The organism is Micromonospora sp. WMMD708 (assembly GCF_049315245.1).
GTDB classification, from domain to species: Bacteria; Actinomycetota; Actinomycetes; order Mycobacteriales; family Micromonosporaceae; genus Micromonospora; species Micromonospora wenchangensis.
This window is the reverse complement of sequence record NZ_CP186060.1, coordinates 509438-527959: the sequence shown is the minus strand read 5'-3', so window position 1 is coordinate 527959 and position 18522 is coordinate 509438. Positions and strand designations below refer to the sequence as shown.

Genomic DNA, 18522 nt, shown 5'->3' with positions numbered 1-18522 from the left:
GGCCCGCACCCCCGGCACCACACCGGACACGCGGCCGGCCGACCGCCCTCACTCATCGTCGACCCCCGGACGGCCGTCACCCTGATCCTCGGCCGGATCAGCCCCCGGCGGGTCACCGTCGCCCCGGCCCGGATCGACCTGGTCGACCGCCTGGGCCAGCAGGTCACGCAACTGGTCCGCCAGTTCGGCGGCCTGGGGCAGGGACAACTCGGCCCAGGCGTTGCCGGCCCGGCAGGTCGCGTGCACCCCGACGAGCGGCGTACCCGGGACTTCCGCGCTGATGAGGTACGTGACGACGAGGCCACTCGCCCGACTCTCACCGACCCGGAGCATCGGGCCACGATGCCGGCGGGCCATGTGCGGCATCACCGGCGGGACCAGGAAACCGCAGCGTTCGGGGGTACACCACGGCGGGTGGGTGGTGGTCGGCTTACCGGTACGGGTCATCGCGGCCACCGCCCACCGCCACATCGGCACGGCTGCGCCCGCGTCAGCAGCGGCGGATGCCACCGCCCCGGCGGCTGACGTCTGACACCCGTAGACCCGGCCAGCATCGGAACCCTGATCGCGTTGGGGATCGACATCGCCCACCTTCCTCGTCCACTCGCCGCCGGCTCCTTGAGGGCTTACGCACCCGACAAGACCTATAGAGGACTATAGGTAAGCTGGCGCCAGCCAATCAAGACCTCTATAGGACTGAGTCAGAAGGGCTGGCCGCTACCGTGTTCAACAGGGGTGGACCTCCACAGGACCCAGGCGGAGATGGGGCAGACATGACCGAGGATCTCGGTGCCAGGGCACCCAAGTACCTACAGATCGCGGCTCAGCTGCGGCGGGAGATCCGCGAGGGCAGGTTCAAGCCGGACAACCGCCTTCCCGCCGAGACAGCCCTCGCGGAGCGCTTCCACGTCAGCCCGATAACCCTCCGGAACGCCATCAGCGTCCTCCGCGCCGAAGGGCTGATCGAATCCCGTCACGGCGTCGGCACGTTCGTCCGCGAGAGCCGGCGACTGCACCGCCGGTCCCGCGACCGCTACGGACGTGCCCGCCAGGACCGGCAACTCCTGACTTCACACCTCCGGCACGAGATCGTCTTCGCCGGACGCATGCCGGTCCCCGCCCACATCGCCGAGGTCATGGGCATCGAGCCCGACACGGAGGTGGTAGTTCGCCGCCGACACCTCTTCGACCGGGAGACCGGCAAGGCTGAGGAGATCGGTGCCAGCTACCTCCCCGCCGAGATCGCCGCCGGCACCCATCTGGAGGAGCCCACGGTGACTCCCAAGGGCCTGTTCCTCTGCGTCGAAGAACTGAGCGGCAGGCGCTACGCGACGGCGCGGGACCAGTGGATCGCCCGCCTCCCCACCGTCGAGGAAGCCGCAGCCCTCGCGCTTCCCACAGGTGCCCCGGTCATGCACGTCATCCACACGGCCCGAGCCGAGGACGACACCATCCTGGAAGTATCCGAATCGATCTGGCCCGCCGATCGGATCATGATCATTGACGAGTACGACGTGGAGCCGACGGCCACCGCGCCCCACGCGCCGTCCGACGTCTGACAGGGGTACGCCGTGGCGCTCGCCGACCTTCCCCCCGGGCAGCACGCCGATCGGGTCCGTGACCACTGGTGGTGGCGACCCGGCTGGCGCGTCGGCCGACGCTTCTACGCCTTCCACCTCACCTTCGAGGACCAACCCGAGCTGTACCGACTGGCCGACCGTTACCGGTCGGCACTGAGCGCGGCACCTTCCCTGACTCTCATTCCGGATCAGTGGCTGCACCTCACCATGCAGGGCATCGGCTTCACCGACGAGGTTGGCGACGAAACCCTGGCCGCGATCATCGAAGAGGCCGGGAAGCAACTCGTCCGGCTGGGTCCGGTCGCTGTCGAGTTCGGTGAGGCCATCGTCGCGGACGAGGCCATCGTCATGCCGGCAACGCCCGCCGATGCCGTCCAGGAGCTTCGCGCCACCACCCGGGCTGCCCTCGGTCACGTGCTCGGCGACGAGAACGTTCCCGAAGATCCCCGCCGGTACCGCCCGCACGTGAGCGTCGCCTACCTGACCACCGATGGTCCGGCCGCACCCTACGTCCAGGCCGTCACGGCGACCGAGCCCCGGCCCGCCGCCGTCCGGATCACCCACGTCGACGTCATAGACATGCACCGAGACCGGCAGATGTACGAGTGGTCCTCGATCGCACGGCTACCGCTTCAGGCTTCCGCACGGCATGACAAGTCCGGGGACGCCCTTACTACGCGGCCCGTCACCCCAGCCGACCTGAACTACGGAAAGCCCGTTGAGGACTGACCGGCGGCGGGTCTCCCGGGCAGGTATCGCCCGGGTGGCGGGTCTCGCACTGCTGTGGGGTTCCGGCTTTCTCTGGATCAAGCTCGCGTTGCGGGGCTTCAACCCGGTGCAGATCGTGTTCGCCCGGCTCCTGCTCGGCTTCCTGGTCCTCACCCCGATCGCGCTGTCCCGGGGACTCCGCTTTCCGAGGCACGGGCGGCTCTGGGGTCACCTGTTCGTGGCCGCCCTGGTCGCCAATGCCGTGCCGTACCTGTTGTTCAGCATCGCTGAGGAGACGATCGGGTCGAACGTGGCCGGGGTACTGAACGCGACCACGCCGCTGTGGACGCTGCTGCTGGCCGTCCTCGTCGGCGTCGACCGGGCCGTCACCATCAAGAAGGCCGCCGGGTTCGCCCTCGGGTTCCTCGGGGTCGTGGTCATCTTCTCGCCGTGGGAGTCGGCGAGCGAGATCGCCAGTTGGGGCGGCCTCGCCTGCCTCGCCGCAGCCGCCAGCTACGGGCTCGGCTACGTCTACATGGGCCGGTTCCTGTCCGGGCGCGGAATCCCGCCGCTCATGCTGTCGGCGGCCCAGCTCGGCGCGGCTGCCGTTCTGCTGGTCCCGGCGCTGCCATTCGCCGGGTTGGAGTCGCCGGAGTGGCGGCTCGACGCGGTGGCGAGCCTGCTCGTACTCGGGTTGCTCGGCACCGGGGCGGCCTACGTCCTGAACTACCGCATCATCGACGACGAGGGTCCGACCGCAGCTTCGGTGGTCACCTACCTGCTGCCCGTCGTCGCCGTGGTCCTGGGATGGGTCATCCTCCGCGAGGCCGTCACGACCGCGATCGTGGCCGGTATCGCCCTGGTCCTCGCCGGGGTCACCCTGACCCGGCGACGGTCCACCGAAATCGGATAACCCGCACGTCACATCGACCGGCGATCCTCGTACCTCGGGTGGCTCGGACGGACCTGCCCATGGGTCACCGTCCCGAAGCCGGCCACCGACGCCACGGTTCATCGGTCCCTGAACGGCATGGAGGACGCTGATGCAGGTCGTCATGGCAACCAGCCCGGCCAAGCCCGACCAGCCGAATGAGGACTTCGTCGGTGCCGTACCGAATGCCGTCGTCCTGCTCGACGGGGCCGGGCTGGCCGGCACCACCTCGACCTGCCTGCACGGCGTCGCCTGGTACACCCGCCGGCTCGGCGGGGGGCTGCTCGCCCAGCTCGCAGCCGACGACGGCCGGGACCTCACCGCCATCCTCGGTCAGGCCATCGCGGAGGTCGCCGACGCGCACCGGGACACCTGCGACATCAGCGATCCGAGCAGTCCGTCAGCAACCGTCACCATCCTCCGGATCGACGAGGACCGCGCCGACCACCTCGCGCTCGCCGACTCCGTGCTGGTCCTCGACCGCGCCGGAGACGCCCCCGAGGTGATCACCGACGGGCGGGTGGACGCCGTGGGCAGCCGCTACCGCGCCGCGATGGACGCCACCCCGAACGGGAGCACCGAACACGACCGGGCGCTCCGCGAATACATCGAAGCCCTCCGCGCCCACCGCAACCGGCCCGGCGGGTTCTGGGTCGCCGCCGACGATCCGGGGGTGGCAGCGGAAGCGCTGACCGGGAGTCGACCTGTCGCGGAACTCAGGGGTGCCGTCCTGCTCAGCGACGGGGCCAGCCGCATCGTGGATCAGTTCGCCCTGGCGGGCTGGCCGGAAGTGCTCGCGCTCATCGCTGCGGAAGGGCCGGGCGAGGTGATCAGGCGGGTCCGGGCGGCGGAGGCCGACGATCCGCAGGGCAGGCGGTGGCCGCGCGCCAAGGCGTACGACGACGCCACACTGGCCTGGTGCACCCGGTTCCCCGCCCGACAGGCACCCGCTGGATCGGGATTCACGCCCGTGACGTACAGGATCGAACGGTGACACGTATGCCACGCAGGTGGCCGGTCGACCGATCGGAGTGGGACGGAAGCGAGGCTAGACAAAGAATGCCCCTGACCGGCGTTCGCGCTGGTCAGGGGCTTCTTTGTGCTCCTGGTGGCGGGTAGAGGATTCGAACCTCTGTAGCTTTCGCGACGGATTTACAGAGCGCCACGCTCAAAGCCCTGACCTGGCCCGATGGGCTGTATCGGCAGGATGGCAACGCAGATGCGACGCAGCCTCACTCGTTGGGCAGGTGTAGCCCTTTTGGCGGGCGTCCGTCCGGCCATCGGTCGAACTTCGGGGGGTAGTCCAGATCCGCCCCGTTGAAGGACACCTCTCCGCCGCTGAACGTCGCCCTGCCGAAGGACACCTCTCCGCCGCTGAGCGTCGCCCCGCCGAAGGACACCACCCCGCCGCCAAACGTCACCCCGTCGAAGGACACCTTCCCGCCGCTGAACGTCGCCCCGTAGAAGGACACCACCCCGCCGCCAAACGTCGCCCCGTAGAAGGACACCTCTCCGCCGCCAAACGTCGCCCAGCCGAAGGACACCTCTCCGCCGCCAAACGTCACCCCGCCGAAGGACACCACCCCGCCGCCAAACGTCACCCCGCCGAAGGACACCTCTCCGCCGCTGAACGTCGCCCCGTCGAAGGACACCACCCCGCCACCAAACGTCGCCCCGTCGAAGGACACCACCCCGCCACCAAACGTCGCCCCGTCGAAGGACACCACCCCGCCACCAAACGTCACCCCGTCGAAGGACACCACCCCGCCACCAAACGTCACCCCGTCGAAGGACACCTCTCCGCCGCCAAACGTCACCCCGTAGAAGGACACCACCCCGCCGCCAAACGTCGCCCTGTCGAACGAAACCCGCCCACCGCTGAACGCCGCGCCCGAGAGGTCACCACCGTCGAAAACTGCGCCGGTGAAGTCATAGTCGAAGCCGCGCCACGAATTCGCATCCTCCTCGGCAAGCCGTAAATGCCTGCCAATGAGTCGAATGACGGTATGACGCACCTCCCGCTCCTCGCGAGCGGTCCGAGCAGTCTCCGAGGTTGCCGCCGGCGCGTCGCCGTCGGCCTGCGTCGGTAGCGCTTCGTTTGGGGCATCCTGAGGCGGGGTGTAGGGCATACGGAGGTACGCGCAGAGGACGTCGATGCAGGTCTGTCGACCGTCTTGCCAGTCGTCTGCCAGCCCGGCCATGGCGTAGACCCCAGCCAATCGCACTGCCGCCTTGTCCGAGCCGAGCTGTTCGGAAGCCTTGGCGAATCGCTCATTGAAGAGCCGGACCCCGTTACGGTCGGTTTCGATCTTGGCTCGCCCCTCGGCAGCCTCCGCGCGCAGGTCAGCGGCGTGCGCTAACCCGTGGGCAAACTCGGCCAACTTGTTGGCATGCTCGGCTACGCGCTGCCGCCGGTACGCCACTACGAGAGCTGCGACACCTCCAATACCCGCCACCACGGAAAAGACAAGCTTCAGCAGGTCAAACAGGGTGGCGGCCGTGACGGTGCTGGCCCGGTGGAGGCTCGGCCAACCGGCGTACCAGAGCGCTCCAGCAATCAGGGCTCCAACCACCAGCACCGCAGTCGCGATGACCAGCGCGATCGATCGGCGGATACTCCAAAGCCGAAGCGCCGGCACCGGACTATCCGCTGGTGGAAGTGGTGGAACTCCAATGCCGCCAGGCACCGAGGACAGAGATCGACTTTCGCGCTCCACGTTTCTCTTCATAGTCGATCGGAGCAAACGACCAGATGCAGGCCCTCCCGATTTCAGCCCTCAGCCCGGTCGATCAGAACCTCGGCAATCTCGCCCATGCTGGTAACCACCGCGCCCGCCCCGGCGAGCCGGAACGCATCGACCTTTGACGGCCGATTCGCGTAGCCGATCACCGCTACTCCAGCGGCCCGCGCGCCCTCGATATCCGGCAGCGAGTCGCCGACCAGCACGCACCGGGCCGGCAACTGGCCGAGGGCACGCACGGCTTGCAGGATCGGTTCCGGGTTGGGCTTCATGCGATCCGGGTCTGCGTACGCCCGGCCGACTACCGGCGAGACGTACCCGGCGAGCCGGTGCGCGGCTAGGTAGGCGGATACAGCCCCGGCTGAGTTGTTGCTGACCGCCGCCACCGGCATCCCGGCTTGCTGGGCAGCCACGATGACCTCACGGCCGTACGGCGTTGGCTCGGCAGTCTCCACGGCCCGGCGCTCAGCCGCGCAGAGTGCATCCTCTACCGCACGCGTGGTGCCGTAGTTGCCGGCCGCGCCGGTGCGGCGCAGCACCTCAAGCGGATCGGGCTCCCTAGCTAGGTCAGGAGGTACGTCGACACCGCGTCGCCGCAGCAACTCGACCAACTCGGCGGCAACCTGCGGGGCGGGGTATCCGGCGAAGATGCTGCACACCGGTCCGTCGAAGTCGAGCAGCACCGCCCCGACCCCCCTGAACACCCGGCCAAGGTCGGCGGTCATCCGTCGTACCGGTAGGCGATGGTCGACCACACCGAGTCGAACCACTGGCGGGATGCCTCCACGAACTGCGTGCCGTGAGACGTGTCATCGTCGGTCACGGCGTAGTGGAACAACGGCACGTCCTTGCCCATCAGATCGTAGATCGCCATGGGCTCACCCTTGATCGAGACGGTGCGCTCAACGACCGGATAGAAGCCGTAGAAGACCTCTTCCCCGTTCAAGATGTAGAGCTTGAACAGGGGCGACGCTCGGTGCATCCGCACCTCTACCGTTGTTGAGCGGATCAGGCCGAGGTCGCCCAGCTCGGCCACCTGGTCGATGATGCCGTCTGCCGCCCGGCGCGTGATGCGCTCGGCTCGCTCTCTCACCGCCGGATCATCCGCCTGAGTCTCAGCCCGAGCGGGCAGCGCCATGGGCATCGTCATGTCAGAGATCAGCACCCGTACCGCGATCGTCTCCGGCGCGAGCCTTCCTACCCGCACCTTGTCGAGCGCTTCGGCAAGCGCGTCTCGCAACGTCTCGCCCGAGAACCCGGCGAAGTCGATGGTGACGTGGGCCCTCTCGAAAGCCGCTTCGATGTGGGGCCGCAGCTCCACCGCTCGCTGTGTCTGCGCACGAACGAACGCGCCGCTGCCCTGCCGGGACACGATCAGCCGTTCCGCCCGGAGCAGGTCTAAGGCTCGCTTGACTGTCTCCCGCGCAACGCCGTACCGGGCGGCCAGGTCGGGCTGTGACGGCAGCTTGTCACCGGGCGCGAGTCGACGCGTGAGGATGGCCGCTCGCAGCTTGTTCGCGATCTGCTGCGAAGCCTGTTTGGGGTCGTCGGGGTCCAGCTCGCCGAGGAAGTCAAGGTTCTCGCTCACCCCCTCACGGTATCGCTGACTAGCCAAGTCAGGAAAGTTCGCCGCACCCCCTTGACCTGACTAGCCAAGCCGGCTTAGGTTCATCACGTCCAACCTGGCTAGCCAGGCAGGGCAAGCCGAGCGGAAGCCGAGGAAGGTTGGCGCGTTGCGCCGCACGCCTACGGGCCGATCGCGTGGTCGTTCATTGAGAACTTCACAGCAGGAGTGCCGCGTTTGATCCGTCTGCGGTATGTCCGCCTTGATCCACATGGTGGCCGACCTCGGTATGTCCCGAGCGAGCGGGCCGAGCGGGCTGATCTTGGCGCGCGGTTGCTTCTGCCTCTGGTCCCTGCTGCGGGCGGGGCCGCGCTGTGACCGCGCGGCCCCAGCCCCGGCGCTCTGCTGCTGGTCCGTGTGACGCCCGGACCGCGCCACCTACCCGATCTGACCTACCCCCGTGGGAGAGGTGATCCCGCTATGTCCGTGATTGCCGCGTGTGTGCGTGTCACGACCAAGAGCCGCGCTATCTGGCGTACCTGCACGGCGTGCGGGTCGCTCGCTCCGCTGGCCCCTGATGAGAACCGTTGCCGGGCCTGCCCGCAGACGTCTCGCCGTACTGAGAGGAACCGATCGAAGTGACCCCCGCCGAGATGGACCCGACCCCTGCTGACCTGGCCGCGATTGACGCCGAGTGGCCGTTGATCGCCGCTGAGTTGGACGTGCTCGACGCTGAGATCAGCCTGTTGTACGCCGATGACCGGGGTGGCCCGTCGCCGTTGGACTGGCGCAGGTTGCGCCGGGCCGAGGCCCGCGTCACCCGCGTCGCCGCCGAGGTGGCCGGGCGACCGGCTACCGGGCAGGCCGCGTTCCGGGTCGCCTGATGTCCCGCATCCGGGCCGCCTTTCACGATCCGGACGGCACCAGGTTCGGCATCCCTACCTACTGGTGGCAGGGTGCCCCGGCCGGTTACGCCACCCGCCGTCAACTCCGTGCCGCCGGCCTGTGTCCGGGTGGTCAGGAGATCGCCGCTCAGGTGCTCTGGCGTGGTGTCGGCGGTACCCGCGCCGCGTACCTGTACCGGGTGGATCTGGCCCGGCCGAAGCGCACCGCCACCCCCGCCCAGCTCCGCGCCGTCCGCGCCGCCCTGCTGGCCCGCCGTACCTGCCGCATCTGCGAGCGGGTGCAGCCCTACTACATCCCGCGCTCGCTGAACGAGTGCCTTGACTGCTTCGAAGGAGTCCCCTCGTGATCTGGCTGCTCCTGATCCTGCTGGGCGGACCGCTGGTGATGCTCGCCCCGTTCGCCCTCGCCCACGCCCTCAACCACGCCACCCCGACCGTGAAGGAGACGCTGCGATGACCGCCCGTAAGACCCGCCGCGCCGTGATGGCCGAACTGCTGCTGCTGGCCGACCCGACCGACATCCGGGTTCACACCCCGGGTGTGTCGCTGTCGGTCACGTTCGACAGCATCGCCGCCCTGAAGTCGTGGCTGCACCTGGCCGGACTCAACGACCCGGACATGCTGGCCGGCGAGCACGACGGCACTACCACCGACGGTCGCCCGTACCGGCAGATGAACGCCTACCCGACCTGGCACGGCTGGGAGTTCTACGCCATCGCCACCGAGTACACCGACCCCGTCGAACCGCTCGACTCGTCGACGGCTGACCGGCTCGCCGCGCTGGCGGTGGCCTGATGACCGCACCCACGCTGAGCATCTACCCCCGAACGGTCGACGAGTTGATGCCCGAGGCGCACGCCCTGGTCGCCCGTCTCGGCACGGTTCCGTCGCGGAACCGGATCAAGACCGAGTTGCGGGTGGGCGGTCCGAAGGCAGACGCCATCATCAACCGACTGACCCGCCCCCCGGCCGACCCGGACCCCACCCCGACCGGCACCACCCCCGCCCCGGACGCCGCCGACCTGCCGCCGGTCGACCTGGACCCGCACCCGGACGTCGACCCGCCCGCGCCGGACGCCCCGGACGCGCTCACGGCCCCGGTGCCGCACGACCCGACCGCCCCGGGCACGGCCCCGGACGGGACCGGGGCACCCGGGGTCGCGTCGGGGCAGGCAGTACCCGCCGCAGACCCGGGTTCCAACATCACCACCGCCCCGACCAGCGCCCGGGCTGCTGGTCGTCCGTCGGGTCGGGGGTGGGCCTATGTCGGGGTGATCCTGGGTGGGGTGGTGTCGATCGCGGCGAACATCGCCCACACCTACCTGCCGAAGTCGCCCGACGGCGCGCCCGCTGGTTGGGTGCCGGATTCGGGGTGGTCGCCGTCGCCGTTGGCGGTGGCGTTGTCGGTGTTCTGGCCGGTCGCGCTGTTCGTGACGGTGGAGATCCTGACCCGCATCCCCTGGGGCAACGGAGCAAGCTCCGTGTTCGCCCGGGTCGCCGGGGTGCTCCCGGTCGCGGTGGTCGCCGCTGTCGTGTCCTACCGGCACCTGTCCGGACTGCTGGCCCACTTCGGCGAAGACCCGCTCACCATCGCCATCGGCCCCCTCGCTGTCGACGGGCTGATGGTCATGGCGTCCGCCGCGCTGCTGGTGACCAGCCGCCGCAGCCGTACCTGACCCCGCCCGGCGGCACAGCCCTGATGGCCTGAGAAACCCGTGCTGTGCCGCCGGTCCGGTCACCCAACCCCCATATGAAGGGAGGGCACCTCTGATGGTGCCAGTACCCGATCCGGCCTGGTTCGCCGACCGGATCACCGAAGTCCGCGCCGAACTCGCCCGCGCCGACAGCAAAGCGTCCACCCTGATGGCCGTCGCGGGTGCGGCCGTGACGGTCGGCGTGGCGATCCTGGCCCGCACCGACCTGCCCGCCCCGGCCCTGGCCGCCGGGGTCGCCACCGTCGCCCTGGTCGGTACGGCGGTGGCACTGCTCGCGGGTGCGGTGCGGCCGTGCCTCGGTGGTGGTCACGGCCTGGTCCGCTACGCCGGGACCGCGCCGGGGGACCTGATGACCGAGGCCACCGCCCCGCCGCTGACCGCCGCCGCCGAACGGGCGCACCACCTCGTGTGGCTGTCCCGCACGGCCGTGCGGAAGTACCGGCGGGTGCGTACCGCTGTGGATCTGCTGCTGGCCGGCATGGTCGGCACCGCGCTCACTGCCCTGCTCGCCGCCCTCGCCTGATCACGAAGGAGTCGTTTCGTGTCGAACACCAACCCGCCGCAGGGTCGCACGCTGTTCTCCGGTGCGGACTCGTTGACGGATAACCACGCTCTGATCGAGTGGTGCGAGAGCACCCGCCGCATCCTGCACGCCGCCGCCCTGGAACTCGGGATCACCGCCAGCGAGTTGGACGCCCGCTTGCGGCGGGTCGGTGGTGGGGCCGTCGTCGTCGGTGGTCTGACCGCGCGGGCGCGTGCCCGGCAGGTCGCCAAGCCGATCCAACAGGCATCCGAGGCCCTGGTGATCGCGAGTCAGTACGTGATCACGGCGAACAACCGGTTCGTCACCGCCTACATGCCCGAGCTGGAGCAGGTCGGCTACCGAGGCACCCGCCGCCCCGACTTCAAATTCACCGCCTGACCGAGGAAGGAGAGGGATCGTGAAGTCACGGATGCCGAAGAACGGCGGGATCACCGACCCGTCCGGCCTAGCCGCTGTGCACACGGTGCGGCTGCCACTGTGGCCCTACCTGGTCACCCCGACCGGGTCCGTCGGCCTGGCCGTCGCCACCGGCCTGGCCCACTGGCGATGGGGCGACCAACCCACCACCGTCGGCGCTGCCGCCGCCGGCCTGACCCTCGCCGGCACGGCGCTGACGTCGTTGACGTGGCGGGCCGCCGCCGCCCGGGGCATCGTCCGCCGCGCCGTCGCCACCACCACCTGCGTGGCCGGATCGGTGTGGGCGATCGGCGCGACCATCGCCGGCCCCTGGTCCTCACCGTGGTCGGACATGTGGCTCATCGGCGCACCCACCGCCACCATCGCCATGGCCGTCATCCGGGTGCTCCGCAACGGCGACGGCGACGACCCGACCACCGCCGGGGGCGGGCTGGCCGAAGCCGTCAAGAGCCTCCGCAACGCCAGCGTCGCCCGACCCACCATCAAGGGCGCGAAAGCAACGGCCGGCGTGACCCTGGAGGCGGGTACGTCGGTGCGGGAGCTGGCCGCCGACCGGGCCGCCCTCGCCTCCGCGCTCGACGTGCCGGAAACGGCGGTGCGGGTCATCCCCGACCCGGACTCCGCCCGACGCGGGAGGGTCGAAGTCGTCCCCGTCGACCAGCTCCGCGCCATGGTCCCCTGGCCCGGCCTGTCCGCCCCCGGCCGGTCCATCGCGGAACCGATCGTGCTCGGGGTGATGGAAGACGGCGAACCGCTGACCCTGTGGCTGCCGGGTGACCACACGGCCGGGCGGAACGCGGCGCACTTCCTGATCGTCGGCATGTCCGGCGCAGGCAAAACCGAAGTCATCCTCAACATCGCCGCCGAAGTCATCTCCCGCACCGACGCGGAACTCTGGCTGGCCGACCCCCGCAAGTTCGACCAACTCCCCACCTGGGCCATCCACGGTGCCGCCCGAACCGCCGGGACCGAAGACGACACGAACGAACTGCTGGAAGACCTGTACACCGACATCACTGGTCGGGCCAGGCAGATCGGCGCACACGGCCACAAGCAGTGGACCAAGGGTTGCCGGCAATGCCCCCGCTACCGCGTCGCCATCATCGATGAGGCGTCGCAGGTCGCCGCCGGGAACCCCCTGGTCACCGAACTGACCGAAGCCGCCCGCAGCGCCGGCATCTCGCTGGTGTTCGGGTTGCAGCGCGCCAGCCACGACCGGTTCCCCACCTCGGCACGGGCGAACATCCCCGGGTCGATCTGCCTCGGCGTCGACAAGGACGTCGACGCCAGCATGGCCCTGTCCGAGGCCACCCTCGACGCGGGGGCGATGCCATGGGCATGGAAGAACACCAAGCCTGGCTACCTCTACGCCGAGGTTCCCGGCACCGACACCACCCGCTGGTCCATGCCCTGCCGCAGCTACGTGGCCGACGAGGACCAGCGCGCTGACGCGGTCGCGCCGTACCTCGGTGGACAACCCGCCGCCGGCCCCACTCGCCCGGAGTCGGCGCGGCCGGCACCCCACCCCCGTCCGGAACCCACCCCGACCGACGACGACAGCGACCACGACGACGAACCCAACCAGGCGATTAACCCCCACGACCCACCCGACGACGTCGACCCCGCCGAACCGATCCGCATTCCACCCGGCATGCCCCGCATCCCGCTCGGACTCCGCCAACCGGCGATGAGCACCGATGAGGCGTACGAGCACCTGCGTGGGCACCTGCACGACCTGCACGATGCTGGCGTCACCGTCGTGCGACCCGGGGACCTGGGTGACGTCATCGCCGCTACCGGCCTGTCCGGCGACTGGGTACGCAAGGCACTCGGCCGACTCTCCACCGGCCCCGACGCCATGCTCCGCAAGACCGACCGGGGCACCTACAAGATCCGCATCCCCGAACCGGCGTAACGCACCGTCACCACACCCCGGGGTCGTCCGGACGGTCCGGACCGTCCGGACGACCCCGCCAGAGTCCACGTAGGAAGCCGTCCGGACGCCACCATCCGGACCATCCGGACGGCCCCCACCACCCCCACACCATCGCAGCCCGTGACCAACACTGCCCGCGCACACCCACCCGGGAGAACCCCATGCTGACCGTCGCCGCGCTCGTCCTAGGCGCGCTACTCGGCCTGATCCTCGGCGTGCCCCTCGGCCGTCGCGTCGAACGCGTCGCCTGGTACGCCGACGCCACCCTCGCCCGCGCCCGCATCACCGGCTGGCTCCTGCGCGACCTCAGCGGCTGGCTACTCGCCGTCGCGGTGGTCGTGACCGCCGTCGTATTCGTGGTCTGGGCGCTGCTGCGGCCCCACCGCTGACACCTCTGAACGGCGCGCTTCGCGCCCTCACCCCATCAATGGCCAGTGCCCGCCCGGCGCTGGCCATCGTCACGCCGCACCCGCAAAGGAGCGGCCATGCCCCCGAACGGCATCCGGTGCGGGCACTGGATCGGCGCTGAACAGCGCTTCTGCCACCACCCCGACGGTGTCCGCCCCTACCTGCAAGGCCCACGCTGCCCGGCCCACACCCCGAACGCCCTTGCCGGCCGGCCCGAAGCCCTATCGATGGTCCTGAACGAACCCGAGAGGAGCGCCATGCCCGACACGTCTGCCCTGGTCGCCCCCGCCCTCACCTACACCGAACGCGGGTGGCCCGTGTTCATGCTCGCCCGGTCGAAACGACCCGTCGCCAACTGCCCACCCTGCGCCGCCGCCGGCCCCAACCACGACCGGGAAGGCTGTGCCTGCCTGACCTGCCACGGCTTCTACGCCGCCACCACCGACCCGGAGCGGGTCGCCGCGATCGTGGCCGCCGTCCCTACCGGGCAGCTCGCCCTGCGTACCGGTGCCGCGTCCGGCACCGTCGTGGTCGACGTCGACCCCGCCCACGGCGGTAGGGACACCATGAACACGCTCATTGCTGATGGGCTGTTGCCGCCTACCGCCTACGTGGTCACCGGGTCGGGCGGCCTGCACCTGTACTACCGGCACCCCGGACAGCCGGTGTCGTGCAGTCAGGGCAAGCCGAGGCAGGGACTCGGCCCCGGCATCGACGTCAAGGGCGACGGCGGGTATGTGGTGCTGCCGCCGAGCGTGCACCCGCGTACGGGCCGCCCGTACCGGTGGGCGCCGCGCCGGGAGATGCAGGAGATGCCCCCCGCGCTGGTTACCGCGTGCCGACCGGCCCCGCCCGCCCCGATCTCGGTGCCGGCGCACACGCCGACCATCACCCGAGAGGCGGAGGGCATCTCCCACCCCGACCGGCTGTTAGCCGCACACCTGCACGCGGTCACCACCGCCCCGCAGGGAACCCGCCGCACCACCCTCTACGGCGCAGCCAGGGGCATCGCCCGCATGGTTGCAGTCGACGCGATCAGCCACGACGACGCGGTAGCCGCCCTCACCACCGCCGGCCAGCAGGCAGAGCAGACCGACCGGGACATTCGCGCCGCCATCACCGGTGGCTTCCGCGCCGAAGGACTCGCCGCATGACCGGCGAACCGCTCAACGTGCTGGAGCTGTTCGCCGGCATCGGTGGTCTGTCCCTCGGCCTGCAACGGGCCGGAATGCGCATCGTCGGCCACGTCGAGATCAACCCGTTCTGTCGTGCCGTCCTGCACAAGCACTGGCCGGAGGTCCCCTCACATGACGACGTCCGTACTGCCGCCGCCTGGTGGCGCTCCACCGACCGGCCCCGGGTCGACGTCGTCGCCGGCGGCTACCCGTGCCAACCCGAGTCGACCGCCGGCAAGCGCCGGGGCACCGATGACGACCGGTGGCTGTGGCCGGACATGGCCCGGGTCATCCACGCGATCCGACCCCGGTACGTCGTCGGGGAGAACGTCATGGGACACCGCACCCGGGGACTTCGTTTCGTCCTCCGAGACCTGCAACGGCTCGGATACACCGCCAGTGCCGGCGTTGTCTCAGCTAGCGAGGTGGGGGCACCTCACCGGCGTCAACGCATCTTCGTCCTCGCCGCACTGGCCGACCCCCAAAGCAGCCGACTCGACATCGGGGGCGAGCTACGGCAGGACGGCAACGGGTGGCGGCGGCCCGAACCTGCTCGCCGCCGTCCGGCTCTGGCCGACACCCACCGCCAGGGACGCGGGCCGGGGAGCGGGCTGGGACCGACCGGGACGGCCACTGAGCGAGCGCGCTGGTGGGCCACTGAACCCGACGTGGGTCGAGTGGCTCATGGGGTTCCCCACCGGGTGGACCGACTGCGCGCCCTCGGCAACGCCGTCGTCCCCGCAGTCGCCGAACACATCGGCCACATCATCCTCAACCACCACCAGAGCAGGTGAACCCATGACCCAACCCACCGGCACCACCACCGACCAGGTCGACGGCGCAGCGATTCTCGACCAGGTGCACGCCTGCCTCACCAAGTACGTGATCCTGCCGTCGGCGGAAGCCGCCGACGCGGTCACGCTGTGGATCGCCGCCAGCCACGCCCAACCCGCATGGGCGCACGCCCCCCGCCTGGTCATCCGGGCACCCGAAAAGCGGTGCGGAAAGTCCCGACTGCTCGACGTCGTCGAGGCCACCTGCTACACGCCCCTGATCACCGTCAACGCCAGCCCCGCCGCCGTCTACCGGGCCATCGGCAGCGACGACCCGCCCACCCTGCTCGTCGACGAAGCCGACACCATCTTCGGAGCCGCCGCCGAAGGCAACGAAGACCTACGCGGCCTGCTCAACGCCGGACACCAACGCAACCGACCCGCGATCCGCTGGGACAACAACACCCGCAGCCTGGAGAAGATCCCCACCTTCGCCATGGCCGCACTCGCCGGCATCGGCGCGATGCCCGACACCATCGAAGACCGCGCCGTCGTCATCCGCATGCGCCGCCGGGCACCCGGGGAGCAGGTCGCCCCGTACCGGCACCGTCGTGACGGCCCGGCCCTGCGGACCCTGGCCCGGACCCTCACGACCTGGCTACGCGCGAACCTGCCCGCCCTCGAAGCCGCGGAACCACCCATGCCCGTCGAAGACCGCGCCGCCGACACCTGGGAACCCCTCGTCGCCGTCGCCGACCTTGCCGGCGGACCCTGGCCCGACCGGGCACGCCGCGCCTGCGAAACCCTCACCGCCCTCCGCGACGGGGCCGCCGTTCCCTCCGACCGGATTCGGCTCCTGGCCGACTGCCGCGCCATCTTCCGCACCGCCGGAGTGACCGACACCCAGAACCGTCCCGGCATCCCCAGCAGCATCCTGCTGGACCACCTGCGAGCCGACGCCGAAGCGCCGTGGGCCGAGTACGGCAAGAGCGGTACCGGCCTGACCGCCATGAAACTCGGCCAACTCCTGGCCGAGTACGAGATCCGGTCCACGAACATCCGGTTCGGGCCGCCCCACGGGCAGGTCAAGGGCTACTACCAAGCCGACTTCACCGACGCCTGGCAGCGCTACTGCCCCGGCCCCGAAGCCGTACCCCCGGCAGAGGCGTCCCAGCCGTCCCAGCCGTCCCCGCCCAGCTCAGCCCCGGGACGGGTTATCCCCCTGGGACGGCTCAAGCCGTCCCACACCACCACCGCCCAGCCGACCGCTGGGACGGCTTAAGCCGTCCCAACTTCCAAGCCGTCCCAGCCCTGACCTGCAACGGGACGGCTGGGACGGCTGGGACGGCTACCCCGGGCAACCCCGACCGCCCAGCGACGCACCGACCTCCACACCGAGGAAGGACAGCCACCCGTGACCAGCCGACCGAAGCGCACCACCCCCACCGGCAACCTGCTCACCCTCGCCGAAGTCCTGGACGAACTCCGCGTACCCCGGTCGACCTTCTTCAAGTGGAAGGCCACCGGCCGCGCCCCCCGAACCATCAAGTACCCCAACGGCAGCCTGTACGTCCGCCGCCGCGACCTGGACAACTGGATTGACGACCACGAGGAGGCCGCTTGAGTAGCTATGACGTGCGGTTGTGGAGCATCCTTCCGAACCGCAGCCAGAAAAAGCCCAGCTACTCCGTTCGCTGGTTCGTCGCAAAGAAGCCGTTCCGGAAGACCTACGCGACGCGAGCGCTTGCGGAGAGCTTCCGCGCCAAGTTGATCGTTGCGCAGCGGGAGGGTGTCGCATTCGATGAGGTCAGCGGCCTGCCCGAGCCAATGGCGCGAGCACTAAACACCCGGTCGTGGTTCGACCACGCCGTGGCCTACGTCGACATGAAGTGGCCTCGCGCGTCGGCCAAGCACCGGAAGGGCATCGCCGAGACGCTGGCCACCGTCACCCCGGCACTGCTCTCGACCGACCGGGGCGTGCCCAGCGACAAGGCGCTACGGGCCGCACTCTACGGATGGGTGTTCAACAAGGCACGCCGAGACGCCGGGGAACCACCCGCCGACCTCGCCACCGCCGTGCGCTGGCTCAAAGCCAACACCGTCAACCTGTCCGCGCTCGCCGACGCCGCGTTGGTGCGGAAGGCGCTCGACACGCTTGCCCTGCGGATGGATGGTGCCGCCGCGTCGGCCAGCACGATCGCCCGTAAGCGGGCTGTCTTCTCCGGGGCGCTGAAGTACGCCGTTGAGCTGCGGCTACTCGACGTGCACCCGATGTCCCTGGTGAGCTGGACCGCACCGAAGACGGCCAATGAGATCGACCGTGGGGCGGTGGTGAATCCCGATCAGGCGCGAGCGCTGCTCGCCGAGGTGGGACGCTCCGTGCCCGAGCTGGAAGCGTTCTTCGGATGCATGTACTACGCCGCCCTGCGCCCCGAGGAGGTGCTTCACCTGCGGGAAGACGAGTACGAGCGGCCCGCTCAGCGCGGGGGGTGGGGCGTCCTGCACCTCACCGGCTCCACGGTGGCCGTAGGCCGCGACTGGGGCGACGGAGACGACACCACCGAAGACCGAGAGCTGAAGCACCGCGCCAAGGCAGCCACGCGGGACGTTCCGGTGCCGCCGCCGCTCGTGCGGCTACTCGACCACCACGTCAAGGAGTACCCGCCCGGATCGAACGGCAAGCTGTTCGTGACCCGGCGCGGCCCCGGTGGGCGATACGTGCCTACCGCCGGCCAGCCGATCCCGAACAACACCTACGGGAAGGCGTGGCGCGATGCGCGGGCAAAGGTGCTCACCCCGGCTCAGCAGCGCTCCCCGCTGGCCCGCCGGCCGTACGACTTGCGGCACGCTGCCGTGTCGCTCTGGCTCAATGCGGGGGTGCCGGCTACCCAGGTCGCCGAGTGGGCCGGGCACAGTGTGAACGTCCTCATGCGGGTCTACGCGAAGTGCGTCTACGGCCAGGAGGAAGCCGCCCGCCGCCGGATCGAGGCTGCGCTGGGAGGTGCGGAAAACGCCGACGCGAATACGACGCGACCGGCGAGATTGAGCGGGTCAGAGCAGGACTGAGTGAGACTCACGAAAGCGGCCCCTGACCGGCATTCTCGCTGGTCAGGGGCCGCTTTGTG

The 18522-nt window shown here is 70.1% G+C and carries 21 protein-coding genes; 17 read left to right on the top strand and 4 right to left on the bottom strand.

What is annotated here, in order from left to right; translation table 11 throughout:
- Positions 1-48: 48 nt before the first annotated feature.
- Complete coding sequence (locus ACN260_RS02410) at positions 49-447, bottom strand: hypothetical protein (RefSeq protein WP_422754540.1); 399 nt, start codon at positions 445-447, stop codon at positions 49-51.
- A 326-nt stretch (positions 448-773) separates the two neighbouring features.
- Here ACN260_RS02410 and ACN260_RS02405 point away from each other — a divergent pair, with 326 nt between their 5' ends.
- The 4 genes from ACN260_RS02405 (at position 774) to ACN260_RS02390 (ending at position 4213) form a co-directional block, all read left to right on the top strand.
- Positions 774-1559, top strand: coding sequence for a GntR family transcriptional regulator (locus ACN260_RS02405; protein ID WP_422754539.1), 786 nt, complete (start codon positions 774-776; stop codon positions 1557-1559).
- 12 nt (positions 1560-1571) lie between these two features.
- Positions 1572-2309, top strand: coding sequence for a 2'-5' RNA ligase family protein (locus tag ACN260_RS02400; RefSeq protein ID WP_422754538.1), 738 nt, complete (start codon positions 1572-1574; stop codon positions 2307-2309).
- 34 nt (positions 2310-2343) lie between these two features.
- Complete coding sequence (locus ACN260_RS02395) at positions 2344-3201, top strand: DMT family transporter (protein WP_422754537.1); 858 nt, start codon at positions 2344-2346, stop codon at positions 3199-3201.
- A 142-nt stretch (positions 3202-3343) separates the two neighbouring features.
- The gene (locus ACN260_RS02390) at positions 3344-4213 is read left to right on the top strand and encodes a hypothetical protein (protein ID WP_422754536.1); all 870 of its coding nucleotides are present in this window, start codon (positions 3344-3346) and stop codon (positions 4211-4213) included.
- Between the two features lie 238 nt (positions 4214-4451).
- Here the strand turns inward: ACN260_RS02390 and ACN260_RS02385 are convergent, their stop codons facing one another.
- The 3 genes from ACN260_RS02385 to ACN260_RS02375 form a co-directional block, all read right to left on the bottom strand.
- Complete coding sequence (locus tag ACN260_RS02385; RefSeq protein ID WP_422754535.1) at positions 4452-5858, bottom strand: pentapeptide repeat-containing protein; 1407 nt, start codon at positions 5856-5858, stop codon at positions 4452-4454.
- A 131-nt stretch (positions 5859-5989) separates the two neighbouring features.
- Positions 5990-6685, bottom strand: a complete 696-nt coding sequence (locus ACN260_RS02380) for an HAD family hydrolase (RefSeq protein WP_422754534.1) — start codon at positions 6683-6685, stop codon at positions 5990-5992.
- Positions 6682-7548, bottom strand: coding sequence for a GntR family transcriptional regulator (locus ACN260_RS02375; RefSeq protein WP_421484203.1), 867 nt, complete (start codon positions 7546-7548; stop codon positions 6682-6684). Before ACN260_RS02375 ends, ACN260_RS02380 begins: the two co-directional genes overlap by 4 nt.
- Positions 7549-8162: 614 nt before the next feature.
- On the opposite strand from ACN260_RS02375, the gene ACN260_RS02370 reads away from it, so the two are divergent.
- From ACN260_RS02370 to ACN260_RS02310, 13 genes are all read left to right on the top strand, one after another.
- Entirely contained in the window at positions 8163-8408 is a 246-nt protein-coding gene (locus ACN260_RS02370) for a DUF6284 family protein (RefSeq protein ID WP_422754533.1), read from the top strand.
- Positions 8408-8776 (top strand): RRQRL motif-containing zinc-binding protein, encoded by a 369-nt coding sequence (locus tag ACN260_RS02365; protein WP_422754532.1) that lies wholly within the window; start codon positions 8408-8410, stop codon positions 8774-8776. Before ACN260_RS02370 ends, ACN260_RS02365 begins: the two co-directional genes overlap by 1 nt.
- A 136-nt stretch (positions 8777-8912) precedes the next feature.
- The gene (locus tag ACN260_RS02360; RefSeq protein WP_422756595.1) at positions 8913-9224 is read left to right on the top strand and encodes a hypothetical protein; all 312 of its coding nucleotides are present in this window, start codon (positions 8913-8915) and stop codon (positions 9222-9224) included.
- Entirely contained in the window at positions 9224-10105 is an 882-nt protein-coding gene (locus ACN260_RS02355; protein ID WP_422754531.1) for a DUF2637 domain-containing protein, read from the top strand. The genes ACN260_RS02360 and ACN260_RS02355 overlap by 1 nt, the downstream gene beginning before the upstream one ends.
- 94 nt (positions 10106-10199) lie before the next feature.
- Positions 10200-10667: a Pycsar system effector family protein gene (locus ACN260_RS02350; protein WP_422754530.1), complete on the top strand. Its 468-nt coding sequence runs from the start codon at positions 10200-10202 to the stop codon at positions 10665-10667.
- A gap of 18 nt (positions 10668-10685) precedes the next feature.
- On the top strand, positions 10686-11066 hold the full coding sequence (locus ACN260_RS02345) for a hypothetical protein (protein WP_282344971.1): 381 nt from the start codon (positions 10686-10688) through the stop codon (positions 11064-11066).
- A gap of 19 nt (positions 11067-11085) precedes the next feature.
- Positions 11086-13020 (top strand): conjugal transfer protein TraB, encoded by a 1935-nt coding sequence (locus ACN260_RS02340; RefSeq protein ID WP_422754529.1) that lies wholly within the window; start codon positions 11086-11088, stop codon positions 13018-13020.
- Positions 13021-13202: 182 nt separating this feature from the next.
- Entirely contained in the window at positions 13203-13430 is a 228-nt protein-coding gene (locus ACN260_RS02335) for a hypothetical protein (RefSeq protein WP_422754528.1), read from the top strand.
- A 276-nt stretch (positions 13431-13706) separates the two neighbouring features.
- The gene (locus ACN260_RS02330) at positions 13707-14603 is read left to right on the top strand and encodes a bifunctional DNA primase/polymerase (RefSeq protein WP_422754527.1); all 897 of its coding nucleotides are present in this window, start codon (positions 13707-13709) and stop codon (positions 14601-14603) included.
- Positions 14600-15418, top strand: coding sequence for a DNA cytosine methyltransferase (locus ACN260_RS02325; RefSeq protein WP_422754526.1), 819 nt, complete (start codon positions 14600-14602; stop codon positions 15416-15418). The genes ACN260_RS02330 and ACN260_RS02325 overlap by 4 nt, the downstream gene beginning before the upstream one ends.
- A gap of 541 nt (positions 15419-15959) precedes the next feature.
- Positions 15960-16679, top strand: coding sequence for a DUF3631 domain-containing protein (locus ACN260_RS02320; protein WP_422756594.1), 720 nt, complete (start codon positions 15960-15962; stop codon positions 16677-16679).
- A gap of 132 nt (positions 16680-16811) precedes the next feature.
- Entirely contained in the window at positions 16812-17021 is a 210-nt protein-coding gene (locus tag ACN260_RS02315) for a helix-turn-helix transcriptional regulator (RefSeq protein ID WP_357654307.1), read from the top strand.
- Positions 17018-18463, top strand: coding sequence for a tyrosine-type recombinase/integrase (locus ACN260_RS02310; RefSeq protein ID WP_422754525.1), 1446 nt, complete (start codon positions 17018-17020; stop codon positions 18461-18463). The genes ACN260_RS02315 and ACN260_RS02310 overlap by 4 nt, the downstream gene beginning before the upstream one ends.
- The last annotated feature ends 59 nt before the right edge of the window (positions 18464-18522 follow it).

What these genes read in the sequence shown, in the direction of transcription:
- ACN260_RS02330 (WP_422754527.1), top strand. Translation starts at nt 13,707, where the DNA reads ATGCCCGACACGTCTGCCCTGGTCGCCCCCGCCCTCACCTACACCGAA.
- ACN260_RS02365 (WP_422754532.1), top strand. Translation starts at nt 8,408, where the DNA reads ATGTCCCGCATCCGGGCCGCCTTTCACGATCCGGACGGCACCAGGTTC.
- ACN260_RS02335 (WP_422754528.1), top strand. Translation starts at nt 13,203, where the DNA reads ATGCTGACCGTCGCCGCGCTCGTCCTAGGCGCGCTACTCGGCCTGATC.
- ACN260_RS02350 (WP_422754530.1), top strand. Translation starts at nt 10,200, where the DNA reads ATGGTGCCAGTACCCGATCCGGCCTGGTTCGCCGACCGGATCACCGAA.
- ACN260_RS02405 (WP_422754539.1), top strand. Translation starts at nt 774, where the DNA reads ATGACCGAGGATCTCGGTGCCAGGGCACCCAAGTACCTACAGATCGCG.
- ACN260_RS02355 (WP_422754531.1), top strand. Translation starts at nt 9,224, where the DNA reads ATGACCGCACCCACGCTGAGCATCTACCCCCGAACGGTCGACGAGTTG.
- ACN260_RS02380 (WP_422754534.1), bottom strand. Translation starts at nt 6,685, where the DNA reads ATGACCGCCGACCTTGGCCGGGTGTTCAGGGGGGTCGGGGCGGTGCTG.
- ACN260_RS02390 (WP_422754536.1), top strand. Translation starts at nt 3,344, where the DNA reads ATGGCAACCAGCCCGGCCAAGCCCGACCAGCCGAATGAGGACTTCGTC.
- ACN260_RS02360 (WP_422756595.1), top strand. Translation starts at nt 8,913, where the DNA reads ATGGCCGAACTGCTGCTGCTGGCCGACCCGACCGACATCCGGGTTCAC.
- ACN260_RS02410 (WP_422754540.1), bottom strand. Translation starts at nt 447, where the DNA reads ATGACCCGTACCGGTAAGCCGACCACCACCCACCCGCCGTGGTGTACC.
- ACN260_RS02320 (WP_422756594.1), top strand. Translation starts at nt 15,960, where the DNA reads ATGCGCCGCCGGGCACCCGGGGAGCAGGTCGCCCCGTACCGGCACCGT.
- ACN260_RS02325 (WP_422754526.1), top strand. Translation starts at nt 14,600, where the DNA reads ATGACCGGCGAACCGCTCAACGTGCTGGAGCTGTTCGCCGGCATCGGT.